This is a genomic window from Streptomyces sp. GB4-14 (assembly GCF_022696125.1).
Taxonomy (GTDB): Bacteria; Actinomycetota; Actinomycetes; order Streptomycetales; family Streptomycetaceae; genus Streptomyces; species Streptomyces werraensis.
The window spans coordinates 1,016,207-1,038,111 of sequence record NZ_RZHO01000002.1 but is presented as its reverse complement, the minus strand read 5'-3'; the positions used below and the strand labels follow the sequence as shown (position 1 = coordinate 1,038,111).

20 protein-coding genes are annotated in these 21,905 nt (G+C 74.0%); 14 read left to right on the top strand and 6 right to left on the bottom strand.

All coding sequences use genetic code 11. The annotated features are described in order from the left end of the window. The first annotated feature begins 84 nt into the window (after nt 1-84). Both ELQ39_RS05990 and ELQ39_RS05985 read left to right on the top strand, forming a co-directional pair. Nucleotides 85-618, top strand: a complete 534-nt coding sequence (locus ELQ39_RS05990) for a 2'-5' RNA ligase family protein (protein WP_242591263.1) — start codon at nt 85-87, stop codon at nt 616-618. A gap of 12 nt (nt 619-630) precedes the next feature. Then, a complete protein-coding gene (locus tag ELQ39_RS05985; RefSeq protein WP_228754729.1) occupies nt 631-1,182 on the top strand; it encodes a hypothetical protein in 552 nt (183 codons plus the stop codon). A gap of 14 nt (nt 1,183-1,196) precedes the next feature. Here ELQ39_RS05985 and rho read toward each other — a convergent pair whose 3' ends face one another. Both rho and mmuM read right to left on the bottom strand, forming a co-directional pair. Next, a complete protein-coding gene (rho, locus tag ELQ39_RS05980) occupies nt 1,197-2,354 on the bottom strand; it encodes a transcription termination factor Rho (protein ID WP_242591262.1) in 1,158 nt (385 codons plus the stop codon). Nucleotides 2,355-2,654: 300 nt separating this feature from the next. After that, nucleotides 2,655-3,569 carry a homocysteine S-methyltransferase gene (gene mmuM / locus ELQ39_RS05975; RefSeq protein ID WP_242591261.1) on the bottom strand — a complete coding sequence of 305 codons (915 nt, stop codon included), beginning with the start codon at nt 3,567-3,569 and terminating at the stop codon, nt 2,655-2,657. Between the two features lie 97 nt (nt 3,570-3,666). On the opposite strand from mmuM, the gene ELQ39_RS05970 reads away from it, so the two are divergent. The 3 genes from ELQ39_RS05970 to ELQ39_RS05960 all read left to right on the top strand — a co-directional run bounded on the left by ELQ39_RS05970 (nt 3,667) and on the right by ELQ39_RS05960 (nt 7,502). Further along, nucleotides 3,667-6,354, top strand: coding sequence for a LuxR C-terminal-related transcriptional regulator (locus tag ELQ39_RS05970; protein WP_242591260.1), 2,688 nt, complete (start codon nt 3,667-3,669; stop codon nt 6,352-6,354). 269 nt (nt 6,355-6,623) lie between these two features. Beyond that, a complete protein-coding gene (locus ELQ39_RS05965) occupies nt 6,624-7,184 on the top strand; it encodes a hypothetical protein (protein WP_391665870.1) in 561 nt (186 codons plus the stop codon). Nucleotides 7,185-7,304: 120 nt separating this feature from the next. Further along, complete coding sequence (locus ELQ39_RS05960) at nt 7,305-7,502, top strand: hypothetical protein (protein ID WP_190001330.1); 198 nt, start codon at nt 7,305-7,307, stop codon at nt 7,500-7,502. 22 nt (nt 7,503-7,524) lie between these two features. Here ELQ39_RS05960 and ELQ39_RS05955 read toward each other — a convergent pair whose 3' ends face one another. Further along, entirely contained in the window at nt 7,525-8,940 is a 1,416-nt protein-coding gene (locus ELQ39_RS05955; RefSeq protein ID WP_242591259.1) for a DUF2252 domain-containing protein, read from the bottom strand. Between the two features lie 180 nt (nt 8,941-9,120). On the opposite strand from ELQ39_RS05955, the gene ELQ39_RS05950 reads away from it, so the two are divergent. The 4 genes from ELQ39_RS05950 (at nt 9,121) to ELQ39_RS05935 (ending at nt 11,902) form a co-directional block, all read left to right on the top strand. Continuing rightward, nucleotides 9,121-9,558 carry an SHOCT domain-containing protein gene (locus ELQ39_RS05950; protein ID WP_242591258.1) on the top strand — a complete coding sequence of 146 codons (438 nt, stop codon included), beginning with the start codon at nt 9,121-9,123 and terminating at the stop codon, nt 9,556-9,558. A gap of 87 nt (nt 9,559-9,645) precedes the next feature. Continuing rightward, nucleotides 9,646-10,068 (top strand): DUF7144 family membrane protein, encoded by a 423-nt coding sequence (locus tag ELQ39_RS05945; protein WP_033273935.1) that lies wholly within the window; start codon nt 9,646-9,648, stop codon nt 10,066-10,068. 128 nt (nt 10,069-10,196) lie between these two features. After that, nucleotides 10,197-11,024 (top strand): class II glutamine amidotransferase, encoded by an 828-nt coding sequence (locus tag ELQ39_RS05940; RefSeq protein WP_190001333.1) that lies wholly within the window; start codon nt 10,197-10,199, stop codon nt 11,022-11,024. 98 nt (nt 11,025-11,122) lie between these two features. Continuing rightward, a complete protein-coding gene (locus tag ELQ39_RS05935; protein ID WP_242591257.1) occupies nt 11,123-11,902 on the top strand; it encodes an isocitrate lyase/PEP mutase family protein in 780 nt (259 codons plus the stop codon). A 13-nt stretch (nt 11,903-11,915) separates the two neighbouring features. Here the strand turns inward: ELQ39_RS05935 and ELQ39_RS05930 are convergent, their stop codons facing one another. Further along, nucleotides 11,916-12,494: a TetR/AcrR family transcriptional regulator gene (locus ELQ39_RS05930; protein WP_242595550.1), complete on the bottom strand. Its 579-nt coding sequence runs from the start codon at nt 12,492-12,494 to the stop codon at nt 11,916-11,918. 259 nt (nt 12,495-12,753) lie between these two features. On the opposite strand from ELQ39_RS05930, the gene ELQ39_RS05925 reads away from it, so the two are divergent. Continuing rightward, nucleotides 12,754-14,457, top strand: coding sequence for a PHP domain-containing protein (locus ELQ39_RS05925; protein ID WP_242591256.1), 1,704 nt, complete (start codon nt 12,754-12,756; stop codon nt 14,455-14,457). Nucleotides 14,458-14,559: 102 nt separating this feature from the next. On the opposite strand, the gene ELQ39_RS05920 is transcribed toward ELQ39_RS05925, so the two are convergent. Continuing rightward, a complete protein-coding gene (locus ELQ39_RS05920) occupies nt 14,560-15,813 on the bottom strand; it encodes an FAD-binding protein (RefSeq protein WP_242591255.1) in 1,254 nt (417 codons plus the stop codon). A gap of 174 nt (nt 15,814-15,987) precedes the next feature. Between ELQ39_RS05920 and ELQ39_RS05915 the strand changes: the two genes are divergently transcribed. Next, nucleotides 15,988-17,310 carry a radical SAM protein gene (locus ELQ39_RS05915; protein WP_190001337.1) on the top strand — a complete coding sequence of 441 codons (1,323 nt, stop codon included), beginning with the start codon at nt 15,988-15,990 and terminating at the stop codon, nt 17,308-17,310. Nucleotides 17,311-17,551: 241 nt separating this feature from the next. Continuing rightward, nucleotides 17,552-19,072, top strand: a complete 1,521-nt coding sequence (locus tag ELQ39_RS05910; RefSeq protein WP_242591254.1) for a cellulose binding domain-containing protein — start codon at nt 17,552-17,554, stop codon at nt 19,070-19,072. Nucleotides 19,073-19,264: 192 nt separating this feature from the next. Here ELQ39_RS05910 and ELQ39_RS05905 read toward each other — a convergent pair whose 3' ends face one another. Beyond that, nucleotides 19,265-19,855 carry a TetR/AcrR family transcriptional regulator gene (locus ELQ39_RS05905; protein ID WP_242591253.1) on the bottom strand — a complete coding sequence of 197 codons (591 nt, stop codon included), beginning with the start codon at nt 19,853-19,855 and terminating at the stop codon, nt 19,265-19,267. Nucleotides 19,856-19,943: 88 nt separating this feature from the next. On the opposite strand from ELQ39_RS05905, the gene ELQ39_RS05900 reads away from it, so the two are divergent. Continuing rightward, entirely contained in the window at nt 19,944-20,396 is a 453-nt protein-coding gene (locus ELQ39_RS05900) for an anthrone oxygenase family protein (protein ID WP_242591252.1), read from the top strand. Nucleotides 20,397-20,794: 398 nt separating this feature from the next. Next, complete coding sequence (rsgA, locus tag ELQ39_RS05895) at nt 20,795-21,898, top strand: ribosome small subunit-dependent GTPase A (protein ID WP_242591251.1); 1,104 nt, start codon at nt 20,795-20,797, stop codon at nt 21,896-21,898. Nucleotides 21,899-21,905 lie beyond the last annotated feature (7 nt).

Below are 21,905 nucleotides of genomic sequence, written 5' to 3'. Positions count from 1 at the left end.
GCTCGGCGTCGCGGACGTTGCCCCATCCGCAACGCGCTGTTCGATGCGAAGGGGGGCGCACCGGCGCACACGTAGGCTTTGGCGGTGCGCACGGTGGAACTGTTGTTGGACGAGGCGGCGGAGTCGACGGTACGGGAGGCGTGGCGGCGGCTCGCGGACGCCGGGCTGCCGAGTCAGGCACGCCACCGCTCACCGACCAACAGCCCGCATCTCACCCTGGCCGCATGCCCGGAGCTGACGCCCCCCATCCGCTGGGAACTGGCCGAGGCGGCAGCCGCGTTGCCCCTGCCGGTCCGCTTCGCGGGCCTCATCCGCTTCGAGCGGCCCACGTCCGTCCTGGCCTGGTCGCTGGCGATCGACGCCGCGCTGGCCGGCCTGCATCGGAGGGTCTGGGACGCGGTGACCTCCGACAACCGCCCCGAGACGCTCAACCCGTTGCACGCGCCGGGCAACTGGAGCCCCCACATCACCCTCGGCCGCACCCGCCGCCCCGGCGCCTTCACCAGCCGCCGCATCCCGGACCTCCTCCCCCCACCCCCGCTGTCGGCCCACCTCACGACCCTGCGCAGCTTCGACACGGAGACGGGGACACTGGAAATCCTGCATCCCCGCCCCTGAAGGGGCGATGTCATGGAAAGGGAGGTCGCCCCGGTGACCCTCGCACGCATACTCGCCGGCACGTCATCGGCCCTGGCGGTGCTCGGCCTGTCCGGCTGCGGAGTTCTGTGGAGCTGCTCCGACTCGACCGCGGAGCGCGGGAAAGCGGGTGTGCGGGTGGAGATCGTGGACGAGAGCGGACGGCCCGTCGGCGTCACCGCCGAGGTGACCGGCTGGCGCAGGGAGCCGCATCCGCAGGTGCCCGCGGAAGGCGACCAGATCCACTTCGACATCCGCTTCGAGGGAGCCGGGCAGGGAAGCGAACCCGCGGTCGACGTCTGCGCGGTGGACGAGAAGCGCGTGGTGCTGGGCTGTCAGACGATGTACTCCGCCCAGGTGTTCGGCCCGAAGGGCCCCTACACGGGCGACTACTACCTCGAGGCCGACCGCCCCGAACGGGTCGACGAGGTCCTGCTGATCCCCAACGACCAGTCGACCCACGACCGGCGTACCTGCGAGGACGACATCAAGGACGGCGGAGGGGTGCACCCGCCGGACATGCCCGAGCGGGGGGAGCAGCTGTGACTCCCGGGCCGCCGTCAGCCGTTCCGCAGCGTCGGCCGTACCTGGCGCAGGAACGCCGCGTTGTCCGGGGTCTCCTGCAGGCGCGTCAGCAGCGTCTCCAGGTCGGTCGCCGGGTCGCGGGAGGTCAGGGCGCGGCGCAGGCCCTGCGTGGCTGTCAGTTCCTCGGAGGTGAGGAGGAGTTCCTCGCGGCGGGTGCCCGAGGTGGTGATGTCGACGGCCGGGAACAGGCGCCGTGACGCCGACTCGCGGTGCAGGCGCAGCTCCATGTTGCCCGTGCCCTTGAGCTCCTCGAAGAAGAACTCGTCCGCACGGGACCCGGTGTCCACCAGCGCGGAGGCGAGGATCGTCAGCGAACCGCCCCCCTCCGTCTCGCGCGCGGCGCCGAAGAACCGCTTCGGGCCGATCAGCGCGGCGGAGTCCACGCCGCCGCTGAGGGTGCGGCCGCCCGGGCCCGCCGCGTTGTTGTACGCCCTGCACAGCCGCGTCAGCGAGTCCAGCAGGATCACCACGTCCTCGCCGGCCTCCGTGAGCCGCTTGGCCCGCTCCACGACCAGCTCGGCGAGCGCGATGTGCTGCTTGGCGGGACGGTCGAACGTCGAGGAGTACACCTCGCCGTGGACCGAGCGCCGCATGTCGGTGACCTCTTCGGGACGCTCGTCGAGCAGCACCACCATCAGCCGGCACTCGGGGTGGTTCCCCGCGACGGCCGCCGCGAGCTGCTGGATGAGGACCGTCTTGCCGGTCTTGGGCGGCGCGACGAGCAGTCCGCGCTGCCCCTTGCCCACCGGGGCCAGCAGGTCGACGACCCGGCCGGCGAGTCCGGACGCCCGGTGTTCGAGGCGCAGCCGGCGGTGGGGATGGACCGGGGCCAGGTCGCGGAAGTGGGGACGGCCCGCGAGCGAGCCGGGCGTACGGCCGTCGACGCGGGCGATGTCGGTGAGCGCCCGGCGGTCGCCGAGGACGCCCTCCACCAGGTCGCCCTTGCGCAGGGAATGCCGGCGCACCAGGGCGGCGGAGACGACGGGGTCGGACGACCCGGCCACGAGGCCGGCGCCGCGCAGGTACCCCTTCCCGGTCGCGTCGACGTCGAGGACACCGGTGACGGTGACGGACCGCTGTTGCTGCTGCCGTCCGGAGGACTGACGGGTGGGGCGGTCGAGGGCGGTGGTCATGTGGTGAGTCCTTTCGAGGACGGACAGAAACAGGAACATGAAGCGAAGAAGGGGGAACCGCGGTCTTGGGGGAGGGCGTGTTCGCGCCTCACAGCGGTGGAACCTCACTGCGGTCGCCGTGCGACCGTGTGGGAAAGCCGTACGCAAGCGATGCGAGAGCCGACGTGACGGCTGAGAGAGACGCCGAAGCGAAGAAGGTTTCGGCGGTGAGGACCGGCCCGGCGCCCGACGGGGCGCCGCACGGCACTCATCGCACCGTACCACGGTGCGGGCCCGGCACAAGAGAGTTCGAAAGGCGCCCTACGCCGCCCGCAGCGTCCCCGCGATCGACGTGATCGTGTCCGGACCCACTCGGCAGCACCCTCCGATCAGCCGCGCCCCCGCGTCCCGCCAGCCCGTCACCCGGGACGCCGAGAACGTGGGCTCACCGGTCCAGGCGCGGGCCCGGGCGTCCCACTGTTCGCCGCTGTTCGGGTAGACCACCACCGGCTTGCCCGTCACCCCCGCGGCGACGGCGACCGCGTGGTCCGCGTCCTGCGGCGTGCAGCAGTTGACGCCGACCGCGATCACCTCGTCCGCCCGCGCGGCCAGGGCGAACGCGTCCTCCAGCGGCTGCCCCGCCCGCGTGCGCCCGCCTGCCGCCGAGTACGACAGCCAGGCGGGCACCCCCAGCCCGCGCACCGCGCGCAGCAGCGCCTCGGCCTCGTCCGTGTCCGGGATCGTCTCCAGGGCGAGGACGTCCGGGGCGGCGGACGCCAGGACCTCCAGCCTCGGGCGGTGGAACCGCTCCAGCTCCGCGACCGGCAGTCCGTAGCGGCCCCGGTACTCGGAGCCGTCCGCGAGCATCGCGCCGTACGGGCCGACGGAGGCCGCCACCCACCGCGGGCGGCGCGGACCCGGGGCGCGGCGGGCCGCCGTACGCGCGCACTCCACGCTCAGCGCCAGCAGTTCCGCGCCGCGCTCCCGGCCGATCCCGCGCCGGGCGAAGCCCTCGAACGTCGCCTGGTAGCTCGCCGTGATCGCCACGTCCGCGCCCGCCTCGAAGTACGCGAGATGCGCCGCCGTGACCGCCTCCGGCTCGTCCGCGAGGAGCCGTGCCGACCACAGCTCGTCGCTCAGGTCGTGCCCGGCCGCCGCGAGCTGGTTGGACATGCCGCCGTCCAGGACGACCGGGCCGTCCGCCAGGGCCGCGGCGAGGGACTCCGTGGTGCTCATACGGCGACGCTAGCCGAGACCCCGGCCTCGGCGCGCCCCCCGGCCCCGCTGCTGGGATGCTGGAGGCGAGCGCGGCCCGACGAGGGCGGTGAATGCCGTGACATCCGCAGACGAGGGCGACGTCAGCCCTGCCGGGGAGCAGCACACGGGCCCCCACGACCCGCAGAGCGGGCCGTACGACCCGCACGGCGACCCGTTCCTGCGCACCCGCTTCGCCGTCCCCGCGCCGCCGCACACGTTCCTGCGCAGGGAGCGGCTGGCCGGGCACCTCGACGGTGCCCTGCACACCCCCCTGACCATGGTGAACGGCTCTGCCGGCGCCGGGAAGACGCTGCTGGTCGCGGACTGGGTGGCCGGGCGCCCCGAGCTGCCCGTCGCCTGGCTCACCACCGACACCGACGGGCAGGGCGCCGGCATGTTCTGGGCGTACCTCCTCCAGGCGCTGCGCACCGGTGGCGTGCCGCTGCCCGGGGACATCGCCTCCCCGGCCGACGCGAACCGGGTTAGCGATGCCCTGCCGGCCCGGCTCGCCGCCCTCCTCAGCACACGGGACCGGCCGGTGGTCCTGGTGCTGGACGAGTTCGACCGGGTCACCGCCCCGGAGACCGCCGCCCAGCTCGACTTCCTGCTGCGCCACTCGGCGCCCGGGCTGCGGCTGGTCCTCGTCACCCGCACCGAGCCGCTGCTGCCCCTGCACCGCTACCGGGCCGCGGGCGAGCTGACCGAGATCCGCGACGCGGAGCTCGCCTTCACGCCCGGCGAGGCGGCCCGGCTGATGGAGGCGCACGGCCTGCGGCTGTCCCCGGCCGCGGTGCGCGGGGTCGTGGAGCGGACCCGGGGGTGGGCCGCCGGACTGCGGCTGTGCGCGCTGGCGGCCGAGGAGGCCCCGGACCCGGAGCTCTGCCTCAAGGAGTTCGAGGCCGACCGCAGCGCCGTCGCCGACTTCCTGCTGGCCGAGGTGCTCAGACGGCAGGACGACGGGACGCAGGAGCTGCTGCTGCGGGTCAGCGTCCTCGACCGGTTCGGCCCGCGGCTGGCCAACGCGGTCACGGGACGCGCCGACGCCGAGGCCGTGCTGGCCCGGCTGCACCGGAGCAACGCCTTCGTCCAGCACGTCGGCCACGGCGTGTACCGGCTGCACCCCCTGTTCGCGGAGATCCTCCGCGCCCACCTGCGGATGCGCCGGCCGGGACTGGAGCCCGAGCTGCACCGGCGGGCCGCCGTCTGCCTCCGAACGGCCGGGGCGCTCCCGGCGGCGCTCGGGCACGGCGCCGCCGCCGAGGACTGGGAGTTCACCGCCTCCGCCCTGGTCGACGACCTCGCTCTCGGCCAGTTCTTCACCGGCCCCCGCGCCGACGTCCTCGACGTGATGTTCTCCCGCATGGGGCCCGGGGGCGGTGACGGGCCCGCGCCGGAACTCGTGCGCGCCGCCGCCCGGCTCTCCCGGGGCGACCTCGCCGGAGGCGCCCTCCGGCTGCGGCGGGCACGGCAGCGGACCGCCCGGTACGACGGCCCGGAGGGTGAGACGGACACGGCCGCCGTCCGGATGGGGTGTGCCCTCCTGGACGCCCTCGTCGCCCGGCTGTCCGGCGCGCCCGGCCGCGCCGAGGACGCCGTGCGCGAGGCCGAGGCGCTGCGGTGCCTTCTCCCCGCCGAACTGCTCGACCGGCACCCGGAGTTCTTCGCGCTGCTGCTGGACCACCTGGGGTCCGCCCGGCTGTGGGCCGGGGACTTCGCGGGCGCGCGGGCCGCGCTGTCACGGGCGGCGGCGACCGGCCCCGGCGCCCCGGCCACCGCCCTGCCCCGCGAGGACGCGCTGGCACGGCTCGCCCTCCTCGACGTGTTGCACGGCTGGCCCGGCCGCGCCGAACGCACGGCACGCGAGGCCCTCGCGGAGACGGAACGGTCCGGGATCGCCCGGCCCGCCGCCTCCGGCGTGGAACGTCTCGTCCTCGCCGCCGTGGCCGTGGAACGCGAGGAACTGGGGCAGGCGCGGACGCTGCTCGACACGGCGGGCGAGTCGCACCCCGCGCTGCGGGACCCCGTCCTCGAGGCCGGGCGGGCCCTGGTCGCCGCACGTCTGCATCTGGCGCGCGGTGAACCCCGCGCGGCGTGGAAGGCGGTCGAGCCCGGGGTGCGGGCCGACGCCGTCTCGCCGTGGGCCAGGGGCGAGACGGCCCTGGTCGCGGCGGCCGCCGACCTCGCCGAGGGCCGCCCGCAGGACGCCGCGGCACTCTTGCCCGAGGTGCCCCCCGGCCAGCCTGCCTGCGCGGTGGGGGCGGCGCGGGTGCTGCTGGCCGCAGGACGGCCCGAGGCGGCCGTACGGCTCCTCGACCGCGCGGTCGTCGACGGGCACGCCGGACCGGCCGTGACCGTACGGGCCGCGCTGGTACGGGCACGGGCGGCCGACCGCGCGGGGGACGCCCCCGCGGCCCGCCGCCTGGTCGCCCGTGCGGTGACGGAGGCACACCGGGAGGGTCTTCGCCGCCCCCTCGCCGAGGCGGGTTCCTGGATCCGCCCCTACCTGGCGCCCGCCCCACGCCACCGCCGCCCCACCCCTCCCCGCCCGGCCGGAGGCCCACCCCCTCTCGTCGAGGAACTGAGCGGCCGTGAACGGGACGTACTGCGGCGACTGGCCCTGGCGATGTCCACGGAGGAGATCGCCGCCGACCTGTACGTCTCGGTGAACACGGTGAAGACGCACCTGAAGAACGTGTACCGGAAACTGTCGGTGGGCCGCCGCAGCGAGGCGGTCCGCCGCGCCCGCGAACTGGGCTTGCTGTGAGCGGGCGTCACGCCATGACGCCCCGACGGGCCCCGTGGTCATGGGGCCGCCCCGAGCGGAAACCCACGGCGTCGGCGGGCGGTACCTCCGCGCCGGGTACGACGCGGGACCCGGTCCCGGCCGGTGAGACCTCCGCGGCGCCCCGCGTGAGGGACCCGGCGGAGGAGACGACCGCGCCGCGCGCCGAGGGGAGCCCGGCGGACGCGGCACCCGCAAAGACGCCGGCCGCGGGGCACCCGGGAGCGCCGGACGAGGCCGGGTCGCGCGCCATGGGCGACGCGCAGGCCCCGTCGGGCGCCCCCGATGCCGGGGGTTCGGCGGACCCCGGGACGGGGGCGGACGGCACGCCCGCCCCCCGCCGCACGCACGCCGACTACACCGGCGGTGTCTACGGGTCCATGCTCGCCGCCTCCGTCATCGTCGGTGCCGGCACGCTCGGGTCCTTCCCCCGGCTGGAGCTCGTGCTCCTGCTCCTGCTCACCGGTGTGGTGTTCTGGATCGCCCATGTGCACGCCCACCTGTTCGGAGCACGGCTGGCGCAGCGTCCGCCGGACCTCGCCGTCGTCCGGCGGGTGTGCCGGCAGGAGTGGACGATCGTCAAGGCCGCGGTGCCGCCGGCGGTCGCCGTCGGCGTCGGACCCGTGCTGGGACTCGACGTGCAGGGGGGCCAGTGGCTCGCGCTGTCCGTCGCCGTGACGGGCCAGGTGGGCTGGTCCGTGGCCGCGGCCCGGCAGGCGGGCGCGCCGGGACGGTTGCTGGTGCTGTCGGCCCTGGTCAACCTTGTCCTGGGGCTGATCATCCTGGCGAGCAAGCTGTGGCTGAAACACTGAGCGCGCCCCGCGCCGCCCCTCTCACCTGTGGGGGGTGAGCCGCGCCGCCGCCGAGGGCCGGACCATCGGAAAGGGGCGGGCGAGGTCCGCCCGCTCCGGGCACCACCCGTGGAGCGGCTCATGCGCTACGAGATCCGCGTCGAGGGGCAGCTCTCGGAACCGCTGATCCGCATGTTCCCGGAGCTGGAGCACGTGACGCTGTCCGGGCAGACCCTGCTGTTCGGGCAGGTGGTCGACGAGGCGCACCTCTACGGGCTGCTCGCCCGCTGCCAGTCCCTCGGCCTGCGGATCCTGGAACTGCGCCAGGCGCCGCGGTGAGCGCCGCCAGGGACGCGGAGGCTCAGTCAGTCCCCTCGGCGCGCACCCGGCCGGCCCGCACCGCCTCGCCCAGCGCCGCGAAGTCGCGTTCGTTGCGGTCGGCGTAGTCCTGCGCGAACGCCGCGAGCGCCCGGTCGAAGCGGTCGCTCCGCCCCAGGTAGGCGGCGACGGCGACCGGGTCGCCGGACCTGGCGTGGGCCCGCGCCAGGCTCGCTCCGCACAGCCGGGCGAACTGGCGCAGCAGGCCGGGGTCCATCGTCTCGGGCCGGGCGATGCCCTTCCAGTCGCGCAGCTGCCGTACGTAGAAGTCGCGGGGCCGGCCGTCGAGCCCGGTCGCATGGGTCCAGCCGAGCAGGATGTCGTTGGTCGTCTGGATCAGCCGCTGCCCCTCCACGACCCGCCGGCCCTGGTTGTCGGGCTCCTCGCCGTCCGTGTACGGGGCGAGCACCGACTCCTGCGCCTCCTTGGCCTGGAGCAGCAGCGGATCGTCGTCGTCCCGGCCGAGCAGCAGCACGATCCAGCAGCGGGTGCCGACACTGCCGACGCCCACCACCTTCCGGGCCACGTCGACCGGACGGTAGCGGCTCAGCAGGTGCCGGCGGTCCGACGCCAGCGACCGCGCGTAACCGTCCAGCACCGCGCGCAGGCCCTTCTCCTCGGCCGGCGCGCCGTCCAGCAGGTCGCGCAGCGGGGTGATCAACGGCGGGTCCGCCGCGATGCGCCGCCCCTGCGGCGTGGCACGGGTGAGCTTCGTGTACGCCTGGAGGTGGGTGCGGCTGCGCGCCTTGCGGGCCGCCTCGGCCGTACGCCGCCGGGCCTCCGCGGTCAGGGAGGAGGACGCCAGCTCGCGCAACCGGTCCGCGTCGTCCTGCGCGTACCAGATGTCCAGCGCGCGCATCCCGGCGAACTCCCGCATGCGCAGCCGGTACGCGGCGACGCAGGCCCGCACCGCGCCGCTCTGCTCGGCCACGGTGAAACCGTTCGCCCGCCCGGCGATGGCGAAGCTGGCCGCGAGCCGCTTGACGTCCCATTCGAAGGGGCCGGCATGCGTCTCGTCGAAGTCGTTGATGTCGAAGACCAGATGCCGCTCGGGGGAGGCCAGCAGCCGGAAGTTCAGCAGATGCGCGTCCCCGCACAGCTGCACGGTCAGCCCGGTGTCCGGGACCGGCGCGAGGTCCGCCGCCATGATCGCTGCGGCGCCCCGGTAGAAGCGGAACGGCGACTCCAGCATCCGTCCGTAGCGGACCGGCACCAGCTCGGGCAGCCGGGTCGCGGACTGCCGTTCCAGCACGTCCACGGGGTCCGGCCGGCCGTGCGCCGGAGTGAACCCGGCATGCGACGAGCGGGGCGCACGCCCCCGCGCCCGCTTGCCGTACGAGGCCCGCGCGGCCGGCGAGGGGGAGGCCGCCCGCGCGTCGAACAGGTCCGGTACCGCCATCGCTGTCCTCCCGTCGCGCACGGACCACGACTCCACACCGTCATCCCACCCCGTGCGCCCCGCCCGCCGGATCACCCGCGCCGGGTGAGGCGACGGGGACGCCGTACGGAGCACGCTGAGGTCGGCACGACGCGACGGCGCGCCGCGGGCGGGCGCAGAGGGCCCGCGAGCCAGGAGGAGATGACCGGCATGACGTATCTCGCGTACGACTACCCGCTGCTCAGCGCACTGCTGACGATGCTGGTGTTCTTCCTGTGGATCATGTGGTTCATCCTGCTCTTCCGGGTGGTCGTCGACATCGTCCGCGACGACTCCCTCAGCGGCTGGGCCAAGACGGGCTGGATGGTCTTCACGATCGTCCTGCCCTTCCTGGGCGTCTTCGTCTACGTAGTCGCCCGCGGCAGGAACATGGGCAGCCGTGAGCTGGCCCAGGCGCGCGCCCAGCAGGAGGCGCTCGACAGCTACATCAGGGAGACGGCGAAGGGGGCCGGGGAGCGGACCAGCAGCGTGGACGAACTGGCCAGGCTCTCCGAGATCAAGGCGCGCGGGGACATCTCGGACGACGAGTTCCGCAGGGCGAAGGAGCTGGTCCTGAGCGGTCACGGCCCCCGCTCCTGAGGGGGACGTGACCGGGAGGTCCCGCCCGCCGACGCGGGGGACACCGTCCGCCACAGCGCGGACACGACACGGAACCGAGGCACAGCGATGACAGCGACACATCCGACACACGGGGCGCACGCGCCGTCGGCGAAGCGCGAGTGGGCGGGCGGCCTGACCGTCTTCGCCGCCGTCACCCTGATGCTCGTGGGGGTGCTGGACATCTTCCGCGGGATCATGGGCATCGCCGAGGACGACGTCTTCGTGACGACACAGAACTACGTCTTCAAGTTCGACCTGACGGCCTGGGGCTGGACCCACCTCGTGCTCGGCGCGATCGCGGTGCTCGTCGGCCTGGGCCTGGGCCGGGGAGCCTTGTGGGCCCGCGTCTCCGGCGTGGTGATCGCGGGGCTCGTCGTCATCGCGAACTTCCTGTCCCTGCCGTACTACCCGGTCTGGTCCGTGGTGATGATCGCCTTCTCCGGGTTCGTCATCTGGGCGCTGTGCGTGGGCGGCCGCTCCCGCACCTGACGCGGGACGCGTCCCGTCCGGCGGGATGGGTACCCGGTGGGACGTGCGGTGTCCCGGGCGGGCGTGGGCCTCGCAGCTCACGCCCGCCGGGGCGTACGCGGTCCGTCCCACCAGGGAAGGCGGTGGACATGTGCCGTTGGCTCGCCTATTCGGGCTCGCCCATCCTGCTCGAGAACCTGCTCTACCGGCCGGTCCACTCCCTGATCGACCAGAGCCTGCACGCCCGGATGGGTGTGGAGACCACCAACGGCGACGGCTTCGGCATCGGCTGGTACATGCCGGACAAGGAGAGCCCCGCCGTGGTCAGGGACATCGGCCCGGCCTGGAGCGACCGCAACCTGCGGGAGATCGCCGGGCACGTCGTCTCCCCGCTGTTCTTCGCCCACATCCGCGCCTCCACCGGCACGGCGGTGCAGCAGACCAACTGCCACCCCTTCCGGTACGGCCGCTGGATGTGGATGCACAACGGGGCCATCGACAGCTTCCCCCTGCTGCGCCGCGACCTCGCCCTGGCCGTCCGCCCGGACCTCTTCCCGTACCTCGAGGGGTCCACGGACTCCGAGATGATGTTCTACCTGGCGCTCAGCTTCGGTCTGGAGGACGATCCGCGCGGCGCCGTCGCACGCATGGCGGGCCTGGTCGAACGCACCGGCCACGAGCACGGCGTCGAGCACCCGATGCAGATGACCGTGGCGGTCACCGACGGCGTACGGCTGTGGTCCTTCCGCTACTCCTCGCAGCGCCGGTCGCGGTCCCTCTTCTACAGCACCCGCGTCGAGACGCTGAAGTCCCTCCACCCGGACGTGGCGTTTTTGCGCGACATCGCGGACGACGCCCGCCTCATCGTCTCCGAACCTCTCGGGAACCTGCCCGGCGCCTGGAACGAGGTCCCGGAGAGCTCGTACGGGGTGGTGCAGCCGGAGGGCGACGAGATGCACACGTTCGCGCCGGAGTGAGCGGCGCGCCCCTGCCGAGGACAGGGCGGACGCGGACGGTCCGGCGGGCGGCGACGCTTCGGCGGCCGCCGAAGCGTCCCGGGCCTAGCGTGGCCCGCATGACCGACGACCACGCCGCCCGCCCCGCCGAGACCTTCGCCGCGCTCCACCACCAGGACCGGCCCCTGCTGCTGCCCAACGCCTGGGACCACGCCTCCGCGGCCCTGCTCCACGCCCACGGCTTCCCCGCCGTCGGCACGACCAGCCTGGGCGTCGCCGCGGCGGCCGGGCTGCCCGACGGGGTCCGGGCCACCCGCGAGGAGACCCTGCGGCTTGCCGGCACCCTGCAGACACTGCCCTTCCTGCTGTCCGTCGACGCGGAGGACGGTTTCAGCGACGACCCCGGCGAAGTGGGGGCCTTCGCGGCGGAGTTGCAGGCGCGGGGCGCGGTCGGGATCAACCTCGAGGACGGACTGGGGCCGGCCGGCCGGCACGCGGCGAAGATCCGGGCCGTGCGCGCCGCCGCGCCCGGTCTGTTCGTCAACGCCCGGACGGACACGTACTGGCTCGGCGACGGCGAGGGGACGAGGGAGCGGGTGCTGGCGTACCGGGACGCCGGGGCGGACGGGGTGTTCGTGCCGGGGCCCACCGACCTCGGCGTGATCGCCGCTCTGGTGCGTGACCTGGAGGGGTGCCCCCTCAACGTCCTGTACGCGCCCGGCGGTCCGTCCCTCGCCCGGCTCGCCGACGTCGGCGTGCGGCGCGTCAGTCTGGGTTCGCTGCTGTACCGGCGGGCGCTCGGCGCGGCGCTGGACGCGGTGGTCGCGGTGCGGGAGGGGCGGGAGACGGGGGAGGGCACGGTGCCGTCGTACGGGCAGGTGCAGGAGCTCGCCGGCTGAGGCACCCGGTGGGTCAGTCGGCCGCTCTGCGGGGCCAGTTCTGCAATGTCAGGTGGAGCGCGTCGATCATCCGGTCCCAGGACGCCTCCAGATCGCGCGGGGCGCCGAACGCGCCGGCGGACTCCAGGGCGCAGTAACCGTGGAAGGAGCTGCGCAACAGCCGTACCGCGTCGGTGAGATCGGGCTCCTCCAGACCGTACGCGCGGAGCAGACCGTAGGTGACCTCGGCGGTGCGGCGCAGCGCGGGGGAGTCCGTCACCGTGGCCTCGTCCAGACGGATCTGGGTGGCGGCGTACCGTCCGGGGTGGGCGAGGGCGTAGCCCCGGTAGGCGCCGGCGAACGCGGCCAGGGCGTCCTTGCCGGTGCGGCCCTCGACGGCCGCCGCGATCCGGTCGATCATCTCGCCGCCCGCCAGCAGCGCCATCCGGGTGCGCAGGTCCGACAGCCCGCGCACGTGCGCGTACAGGCTCGCGTCCTTGACGTTGAACCGCCGGGCCAGCGCGGACAGGGTGACGTTCTCGTAGCCGGCCTCGTCGGCGAGGTCGGCGGCGGCCGCGACGAGGCGGTCGGCGGTGAGTCCGGCGCGGGGGATGCGGGCCTCCCGGGGGCGGGCGGGTTTCGGACAGGTGAATGTAGCCGACGCGGGCGGGTTGCAGGTCACCCGACGGTGGGTAGTGGTTGCTCGCGCGGGTCCCCGCGCCCTCCCGAGGGGCGCGGGGACCCGCGCGACCGGCCCCCGGACGGCCCGCAGCCGTCGTGTCGGTGGCATGCGCCGGTCACTCCATGGACGACCGTGGTTCACACGCCGCCCGAATGCTCCACTGCGGCGCGTTCGAGACGAGGAGGCAGTCATGGGGCACGGGCACGCGCACGGACCGCACCACCACCACCACGACCACGGGTCCGGCGCGTCGGCGCCCCTGCCCGCGGCCTTCGACACCTCGGTGCCCGACGAGGCACTGGACCCCGGACAGGCGTCCCGCCGCGCCCTGTTACGCCGCGCGGGCCTGCTGGGCGCGGGTCTTGCCTCGGGCACCGTGCTCTCCGGCAGCGGCGCAGCCGCCGCGGGCGGCCGCAGAGACACCGGAAGAACCCCGCGCCGCGGGTACCTCTGGCTCGCGGGCGACCACCACATCCACACCCACTACAGCAGCGACGGCAAGTACCGCGTCGTCGACCAGGTCCGCCAGGGCGCCCGGCACGGCCTGGACTGGCTGGTCATCACCGACCACGGCAGCGTGACGCACGCGAGGATCGGCGTCGAGAAGGTCAACCCGGACATCAGGCAGGCGCGCGCCGCCCACCGGGACACCCTCGTCTTCCAGGGCCTGGAGTGGAACGTCCCGGCCGCCGACCACGGCACCGTGTTCGTCCACCCCGGACGCAACGAGGTCGCCGTGCTCAAGCAGTTCGAGACCGACTACGACGGCGTCGTGAAGGGCGTGGGCGACTCCAGCCCCGCCAACGAGGCCCTCGCCGTCGCCGGGCTCCGGTTCCTCGCCGAGCAGGTACGCCGCCGCACGGTGGACGACGCGCTGATGCTCGCCCACCACCCCTCCCGCAAGGGCATCGACTCCCCCCACGAGATCCGCGCCTGGCGCGACGCCACCGGCCCCGACCGGCCGATCGCCGTCGGCTTCGAGGGCGCCCCCGGCCACCAGGCCGCCGGACTGCCCGCCCCGCTCGGCCCGGGCCTCGCCCGCGGGTACTACAACGGCAGGCCCGGCGCGGACTCCTTCCCCGGCTACCCGCCGGAGAGCTACCGCACCTGGGGCGGCTTCGACTGGATGACCGCCACCGTCGGCGGTCTGTGGGACAGCCTCCTCGCCGAGGGCCGCCCCTGGTGGATCACCGCCAACTCCGACTCGCACCTCGTGTACGCCGACACAACCGCCCGCGGTCCCGGCGACTTCGCCACCGACGGCCGGCACGGCGACCCCGTGTACGCCGGGAAGATCGACACCAAGGCGGTCGACTACTGGCCCGGCCAGTACAGCCGCACCCATGTGGGCGCCGACGGCTTCTCCTACGCCGCCGTCATGGACGGCATCCGCGCCGGCCGCATCTGGGTCGACCACGGGCAGCTGATCTCCGGCCTCGACGTCCGCGTCTCCGGCGGCGGCCGCTGGACCACCCTCGGCGGCGCCCTGCACGTCCGCAAGGGGACGAAGGTCACGCTGACCGCGGACGTGGCCCTGGCCGGCGGCCCCAACTGGGCAGGATTCACCCCCAGACTGGCCCGCGTGGACGTCGTCCAGGGCGACGTCACCGGCCCGGTCGCCGACAAGGACACGTTCACCGCGCCCACGGCGGCCGTCGTCCGGTCGTACGACGTCGGGAGGTCGACGGGCAGCGTGCGGCTCACCTTCGACCTGGGGCGGGTCGACCGGCCCGTGTACCTGCGGCTGCGCGGCACCGACGGCAACCGGTCCGCCGTCGGCGTCATGGGCGCGAAGGCCGACCCGGCAGGCCCCGCCCAGGACGTCATGGGCGACGCCGACCCGTGGCGCGACCTGTGGTTCTACTCGAACCCCGTGTGGGTGCTGCCGTCGTGACGGCGTAGGCGCTCACCGTGGACGCGGGCGCGGGACCCGGCACCCTGCCGCGTCGGCCACTGACACGTCCGGCTGCGCGGGCCCCCGGGCCCCCGCGCCCGGTCAGTCGCCCAGCACCCCCCGCACGAACGCGTTCCCGAACACGCCCTCCGGGTCCAGCTCGCGGACCAGGGCGCGGAAGTCGTGGAGGCGCGGGTAGCGGGCGTGCAGTTCGGCCGGCGGGGTGGCGAACACCTTGCCCCAGTGGGGGCGCGGCGCGAACGGCGTGAGCGCCTCCTCCACCCGCCGCACCACCGGCAGGACCGTCGCCGTGTCCTCGATCCACGTGAAGTGCAGGGCCACCGTGTCCCGCCCGTAGGACGGGCTCATCCACTGGTCGTCGGCGGCGACCGTGCGCACCTCACAGGTCTGCAGCACCGGCGCGACCGTCTCCCGGACGGCGTCCAGGGCGCGCAGCGCGTCCACGGCGGTCCCGCGGGGCAGCAGGTACTCCGACTGGAGCTCCGCGCCGCTGCTCGGCGTGAACTCCGCCCGGAAGTGCGGCAGCCGCTCGTGCCAGGGGCCCGGCGCCCCGAACTGCTCGGTGCAGTTCATCCCCGGCATCCCCGGCACCGGGTGCATCTTCTCCGTCGCGGGCGCCGCCCACGGGAAGTCGGTGCGCGGTCGGTCGGCGCGGTGCTTCACCCACACCTGACGGAAGCCGGGCTCCCGCCAGTCGGTGAACAGGCTCACGCTGTACGCCGCCGACATCACCGCGTCGAACGTGTCCGCGTCCAGCGCGTCGAGCGGCAGCTCGGTGAACACCCGCTGCTCCACCTCGTACGCCGGCTCCAGGTCCAGGGTGAGCGCCGTGACCACGCCGAGGGCGCCCAGCGCGGTGACCGCGCCGCCGAACCGCTCGTCGCCGCGCTCCAGGACGAGCGTCGAACCGTCCGCCGTGACCAGCTCCACCGCACGCACGGACGACGCGAGCGGGCCGTTGCCGACGCCCGAGCCGTGCGTGCCGGTGGCGACCGACCCGGCCACCGAGATGTGGGGGAGCGACGCCATGTTGGCCAGCGCCAGCCCGTGCCGGTGCACCTCGCGGGCCAGCTCCGCGTACCGCACCCCGCCGCCGGCCCGTACCGTGCGCGCCCCGGCGTCCACCTCGATCACCGGGGGCAGCGCGGCCAGGGACAGCAGGACGCCGTCCTCGCCGGCGTCGGCGATGTCGTTGAAGGAGTGGCCGCTGCCCAGCACCCGCACCCGCGAGGAGTCCGCGACCAGTGCGCGCAGCGCGTCCGTCGTGTGCGGCCGGTGCAGTTCCTTGGCGGCGTACGTGATGTTGCCCGCCCAGTTGGTCACACTCTCGGTCATCCCTCGTCCTTCCCGCCCGCGGGCCCGTGGAGGGCCCCGAGGACCCGTGGAAGGGCCCCGACGGAACCTACCCCGGGAGTGACTCGTGCCATGTGGGGGGACCCGCCGCCCCGGATGTCCGGCCGGGGGCATACCGTGAGGAGTCGTACGTCGGCACCGGGAGGAGAACACGCGATGGGCAGCCGTACCGCGCTGGTCGAGGATCTGATGGAGCGGTTCCCGCACGTTCCGCGCGAGGCCGTCTTCAAGGAGGACCTGCTGCGCGGCGGTGTGGCCTTCGACCCCTCCGCGCTCAGCGACAACGAGAGCGGCGAGGTCAAACCGAAGTCGTACTTCATCTTCTCCTTCGACCACGGCACCCTGCCGGAGCTGGGCGAGGCCGCGCTGCGCCGCCCGCCGGAGGAGATCATCCTCACGGGAGGACCGTACGACCTGCGCCGCACGGTCGTGTCCGTCCGGGTGAACCCGTCGTCCCCGTACCGGGTCGCCGCCGACGAGCACGGCATGCTCGGCCTGTACCTCGACGGCAGGCGGATCTCCGACGTCGGCGTGCCGCCGATGCCGGAGTACTACCGGCACAAGCTGTCCAACGGGAAGTCGGTGATGGAGGTCGCCCCCACCATCCAGTGGGGCTATCTGATCTACCTGACGGTCTTCCGCGTCTGCCAGTACTTCGGCGCCAAGGAGGAGTGCCAGTACTGCGACATCAATCACAACTGGCGCCAGCACAAGGCGGCCGGCCGGCCCTACACCGGTGTGAAGGACGTCGAGGAGGTCCTCGAGGCCCTGGAGATCATCGACCGGTACGACACCGCGAAGGCGTCCACCGCCTACACCCTCACCGGTGGCGCCATCACCAAGACCGTCTCCGGCCGCGACGAGGCCGACTTCTACGGCCACTACGCCAAGGCCATCGAGGAGCGCTTCCCCGGCCGCTGGATCGGCAAGGTCGTCGCCCAGGCGCTGCCCAAGGACGACGTGCAGCGCTTCAAGGACTACGGCGTGCAGATCTACCACCCCAACTACGAGGTGTGGGACGAGTACCTGTTCAAGATGTACTGCCCGGGCAAGGAGCGGTACGTCGGGCGGGACGAGTGGCACCGCCGCATCCTCGACTCCGCGGAGATCTTCGGCGCGCGCAACGTGATCCCCAACTTCGTGGCGGGCGTGGAGATGGCCGAGCCGTTCGGTTTCAAGACCGTCGACGAGGCGATCGCGTCCACCACGGAGGGCCTGCGCTTCTTCATGTCGAAGGGGATCACGCCCCGCTTCACCACCTGGTGCCCCGAGCCGACCACCCCGCTCGGCAAGGCCAACCCGCAGGGCGCGCCGCTGGAGTACCACATCCGGCTGCTCCAGGCGTACCGGCAGACGATGGAGGACTTCGGTCTGGCCTCGCCCCCCGGTTACGGCCCGCCCGGGCCCGGCCGCGCGGTGTTCTCCGTCAGCTCCTTCATGGACAGCCTGCCCGCGACGGAGCCCGTCGAGGCGGTCTGACCGGCTCCCCCGACGGTGAGCCTGATGTGACAGAAGTGAGCGGGAAAGGCCGGAACCGAGACGTTCCGGCCTTCTCCGCGTATGGTCCCTGCGAGGGGTCGCGGCACCGCCACACAAAGTGAAGACAGCGCTTGTCAGTTGTGTCGGAGACGTGCGAAGCTCTCGTCCACTGCCGCGAGGTTCCCTTCAACTCCACCCGCCGGTATGGCGAGTTGACCTCGCTCGTGGATGCAGGAGTCTCATGCCCGACCTGCCGAGCCCTCAGGACGCCACCGAGGCGGCTCTGTTCTCCGAATGCTGGGACGCGGTGCTCTCCTACGCCGACCTGTGCACGGCGGGTTCGAGCGCCGCCGCGGAACTGGCCCGCGAGGCCTTCGCCGAGGGCATACGCGAACTGCGCGCCGCCGAGTCGGGAAGCGTGCGCGGGACCGGCCGCCGCTCCTCCCGGCTGCCCCGCATCCCCCTGCTGCTGACCGCCGTGCGCACCACGGCCGCCGCGTGGGAGAAGGAGGGGCGGGGCCACAAGCTCGACCCCGGGCTGCGGCTGTGGCTGCACTCGGACGAGGCCGCCCGCTACACCGGGCCGCCCCTCGAACGCCCCATCGCCCTGCGGGGGTTGCGTGACCTCCAGCAGGCGGACGCCGAACTGCTGTGGCTGGCCGAGGCGGAGGCGCTCCCGCTGCCTCTCGTGGCCCGCCGACTGGGTCTCGACCCCGCCACCACGGCCGACGAACTCGCCCAGGTCGCCCGCCTGTTCCGGGACCGCTGCCACCGCAATCACCTCGACTCCCCGATGGACGCGGAGTGCCGCAGCTACGCCCGGCTGCTCGACGCCGTCACCCGCTCGCCCGCCGCGGACACCCCCGAGGACCTGTCCCGGCACCTGGCCACCTGCCGCCGGTGCGCGGAGGCCGCCGCCTGTCTGCGGCTGAACACCGGCACCCTTCCCGGAGCGCTGGCCGGCGGCGTCATCGGCTGGGGCGGCCTCGCCTACCTGGAGCGCCGCCGCCGCGCCGCCGAGGTCCGGCTGGGCGCGGGGCGCCCGGACGGGCCCGACGCGGACCACGACGATCCGTCGGGCGGACGGAGCGGCAAGGCGCGGGTCGTCCGGCACGGGCCCATGGCCGCGGCCGTCGTCGTCTCGCTGCTGGCGCTCGCGGTGTCGCTGATGCCGTTCGGGGACGGCGGGGACCCCGGGACCCCCGCCGCCGACAACGACCGCGGCGGCCCGGTCGCCGCGCCCGAGCCCTCCCTGCCGTCGGCGGGCACGGCGCCGTCCGGCTCCGCCGGCGCGGAGACGCCGCAACCCATGGCCCCCAGCGCCCCGCCGAGCCGCACCACCGCCCCGCCCTCCCGCACGGCGGACCCGGCCCCCGACCCCGACCCGGAACCGCAGGGCACGTCCTCGGGCGCCCCCGCGGCACCGGGCGACGAGGGCGACTCGCGCGCCGCGTGCGTGGTCGACCACGACGTGCTCAACCAGTGGCCGGAGGGCTACCAGGCCGCCGTCACCGTGACGACGCGCCACGCCATGGACGGCTGGCGCGTCGCCTTCACCGTCCCCGAAGGCCACCGGGTCACTCACATGTGGGACGCGTCGGTGCACCAGACCGACACGCGGGTGACCGCCACCGCGGCCGACTACAACGCCCGCGTCACGGCAGGCGCCCGCCTGTCCTTCGGCTTCCTCGCGGCCCGCCAGGGCACGGACACCCGGGCGTACGACTTCACTCTCAACGGCCGGACGTGCGCGGTGGCGTGAGCACACGCGCGCCGCTCGCCCCGCGGTCCGGGGACATGCGTGCCGCCTGGAACTGCGCTTGCCGCGCGAATCCGCGGGCATGCGTGCCGCCCGGGGCGGCACGGGTGGGCGCGGCGGCACCCCGCGGGCGCCGGGCTGCGCCGGCACCCCCCGGCTCACCGCAACGCCATGTGACGCAGCGACACCCCACGCTCACACCACCGCAAGCCGGCTGACCAGCAGCCCGACCCTCCGCTCCGCTTCCCCCGCCGGCAACCGCCCGGCCCGGGTCAAGGTCGCCAACCCGTGCAGCGACGCCCAGAACACCTCCGTGAACAACCCCGGTTCGACACCCTCCCCGGTAACGTCCCGCAACGTCTCCAGCAACGCCGCGAACCCGTCCTTCAAGGCCTGAGGCGTGTCCTCCGCCGCGAATGCGAGACCGCCGTCCAGCTGGAACATCGCGTCGTAGACGGCGGGATTCCGCTCGGCGAAGTCCAGATACGCCCGGGCCAGCGCGGTGACCCGCCCCCGCGCCTCCTCCGTCGACACGGCGGCCCCCGCCGAAGCGGCCCGCAACTGCGCCGCCAGCTCGGCCGCCCCCTCCAGAGCCACGGCCCCGATGATCTCCCGCTTCCCCCGGAAGTGGCTGTACAGCACGGGCTGGCTGTACTCGATCCGCTCGGCGAGCCGCCGGGTCGTGACCGCGTCCCACCCCTGCTCCTCGGCGAGTTCCCGCGCCGTGGCGACGATGAGCCGCTCCCGCTCCGCCCGCTCACGCTGCTTGCGTTCCTGTACCGACATACGTGGATCCTAGCACCGCTAGACAATCGAGCACCGGCAGGTCTAGCGTTGACCCATCAGCTAGCAACGCTAGATCCAGGGGGATCGCATGCTCAGCACACTCGAAGTGGCCACGGTCGTCATCGTCGGACTGATGGTCGGCGTGGAGTTCTCCGTCGCCTTCGTCATGAACCGCGTCATCGACGCGCTGCCGGAGGACAGCGCCCAGCAGGCCCACGCCCACGGCGGCCGCATGCTCGGCGCGGTGATGCCGGTCTGGTACATCGGCTCGCTCGTCCTCGTCGCCGTATGGGCCGTCACAGGACGGCACGGCTCCGACCCCGGCACCGGACTCCTCGTCACCGCAGCCGCGCTGCTCGTCCTCAGCGTGATCATGTCGCTGCTGCTGCTCGTCCCGATCAACAACCGCAACAAGACCTGGACGCCCGAGAACCGCCCCGCCGACTGGAGGGAGCAGCTCGCCCGCTGGGCCCGCTACCACTACGGCCGCCTCGCCCTGATCGCCGCGGCCTTCACCCTCCTGGCCGTCGCCCGAGGCTGAGGCGAGGCGGCCGGCGGTCTGCCGGCGGTGAGCGCCTTGACCCGCCGCAGGGTCGGCACGGTCTCCACCGCCTGCACCCCGGACAAGGCCCCGGCCCGCTCGGTGAGGAACGCGTACAGCTGCTGCGGATCCCGCACCCGCGCGACCCGTAGGACATGCCGGGAAAAGCGGTGGCAGGCCGCCGCCGGGCCCTCTAGTCTGTCCCGAGTCGGCAAGGCGCCCGTGGGTGCCGTTCGTGACGAGGTTCTTGGGAGGTGTGACCGATGGCTGTCTCTGTGATGGGCCGTGCCCGCATTCAGTCGATCGAATCGTTCACCTCCGTGGCCTCCGGCTGACCTCACCTCTCTTCGCGCGCTCGTCGACGCGCGCCGCCGGGGCCGCCCTTCGAAGGGTTCCCCTTGAATCTCTCCTCTCTTTCCGCCTCCTCGCACGCACTCGCTCCCTACGGCTGGGACGAGGACTGGGAGCAGGCCTTCGCTCCGTACGCCGCTCAGGGGCTGGTGCCGGGCCGGGTGGTCCGGGTCGACCGGGGGCTGTGCGACATGGCCACCCCGGACGGGGTGATCCGTGCCGACACCGAGTACGTCGTCCCCCGTGACCCGATGAAGGTCGTCTGCACGGGCGACTGGGCCGCCGTCGACCCCGAGGGCGCCCGCCCCCGCTACGTGCGGACGCTGCTGCCCCGCCGTACCGCGTTCGTGCGGTCCACCTCCTCCAAGCGGTCCGAGGGGCAGATCCTCGCCGCCAACGTCGACCACGCGGTCGTCGCGGTGTCCCTCGCCGTGGAGCTGGACCTCGCCCGGATCGAGCGGTTCCTCGCGCTGGCGTGGGAGTCCGGGGCGCAGCCGGTCGTGGTGCTCACCAAGGCCGACCTCGTGCCGGACGCGGCGACCCGCTCGCACCTCGTGCAGGACGTCGAGACGACCGCGCCGGGCGTGCCCGTCCTCACCGTCAGCGCGCAGGACGGCGAAGGGCTCGACGTGCTCGCCGCGATCGTGTCCTACGGGACCTCGGTGCTGCTCGGGCAGTCCGGCGCCGGCAAGTCCACCCTGGCCAACGCCCTCCTCGGCGAGGACGTCATGGACGTCCAGGCCACCCGGGACGTCGACGGCAAGGGCCGCCACACCACCACGACCCGCAACCTGCTCCTGCTGCCCGGCGGGGGTGTTCTCATCGACACCCCCGGTCTGCGGGGCGTCGGCCTGTGGGACGCCGGCACCGGTGTCGGCCAGGTGTTCTCCGAGATCCAGGATCTCGCCGAGAACTGCCGGTTCCACGACTGCGCCCACGAGAGCGAGCCCGGCTGTGCCGTGCTCGACGCGATCGAGACGGGGGAGCTGCCGCAGCGCCGCCTGGACAGCTACCGCAAACTGCTGCGGGAGAACCAGTACATCGTCGCCAAGACCGACGCCCGCGTCCGCGCCGAGCTCCGCAAGGACTGGAAGCGCAAGGGCGCCATCGGCAAGGCGGCCATGGAGGCCAAGCGGGGGCGGTTGCGCTGACACCCCG

Bases quoted from the DNA above. Each gene is read 5' to 3' on its own strand.
- ELQ39_RS05945 (WP_033273935.1), top strand. From the start codon at position 9,646: ATGACAGCGACACATCCGACACACGGGGCGCACGCGCCGTCGGCGAAG.
- mmuM (WP_242591261.1), bottom strand. From the start codon at position 3,569: ATGAGCACCACGGAGTCCCTCGCCGCGGCCCTGGCGGACGGCCCGGTC.
- ELQ39_RS05905 (WP_242591253.1), bottom strand. From the start codon at position 19,855: ATGTCGGTACAGGAACGCAAGCAGCGTGAGCGGGCGGAGCGGGAGCGG.
- ELQ39_RS05965 (WP_391665870.1), top strand. From the start codon at position 6,624: ATGGGCGACGCGCAGGCCCCGTCGGGCGCCCCCGATGCCGGGGGTTCG.
- ELQ39_RS05915 (WP_190001337.1), top strand. From the start codon at position 15,988: ATGGGCAGCCGTACCGCGCTGGTCGAGGATCTGATGGAGCGGTTCCCG.
- ELQ39_RS05955 (WP_242591259.1), bottom strand. From the start codon at position 8,940: ATGGCGGTACCGGACCTGTTCGACGCGCGGGCGGCCTCCCCCTCGCCG.
- rho (WP_242591262.1), bottom strand. From the start codon at position 2,354: ATGACCACCGCCCTCGACCGCCCCACCCGTCAGTCCTCCGGACGGCAG.
- ELQ39_RS05940 (WP_190001333.1), top strand. From the start codon at position 10,197: ATGTGCCGTTGGCTCGCCTATTCGGGCTCGCCCATCCTGCTCGAGAAC.
- ELQ39_RS05910 (WP_242591254.1), top strand. From the start codon at position 17,552: ATGCCCGACCTGCCGAGCCCTCAGGACGCCACCGAGGCGGCTCTGTTC.
- ELQ39_RS05925 (WP_242591256.1), top strand. From the start codon at position 12,754: ATGGGGCACGGGCACGCGCACGGACCGCACCACCACCACCACGACCAC.
- ELQ39_RS05960 (WP_190001330.1), top strand. From the start codon at position 7,305: ATGCGCTACGAGATCCGCGTCGAGGGGCAGCTCTCGGAACCGCTGATC.
- ELQ39_RS05920 (WP_242591255.1), bottom strand. From the start codon at position 15,813: ATGACCGAGAGTGTGACCAACTGGGCGGGCAACATCACGTACGCCGCC.
- ELQ39_RS05935 (WP_242591257.1), top strand. From the start codon at position 11,123: ATGACCGACGACCACGCCGCCCGCCCCGCCGAGACCTTCGCCGCGCTC.
- ELQ39_RS05900 (WP_242591252.1), top strand. From the start codon at position 19,944: ATGCTCAGCACACTCGAAGTGGCCACGGTCGTCATCGTCGGACTGATG.
- ELQ39_RS05950 (WP_242591258.1), top strand. From the start codon at position 9,121: ATGACCGGCATGACGTATCTCGCGTACGACTACCCGCTGCTCAGCGCA.
- ELQ39_RS05985 (WP_228754729.1), top strand. From the start codon at position 631: ATGGAAAGGGAGGTCGCCCCGGTGACCCTCGCACGCATACTCGCCGGC.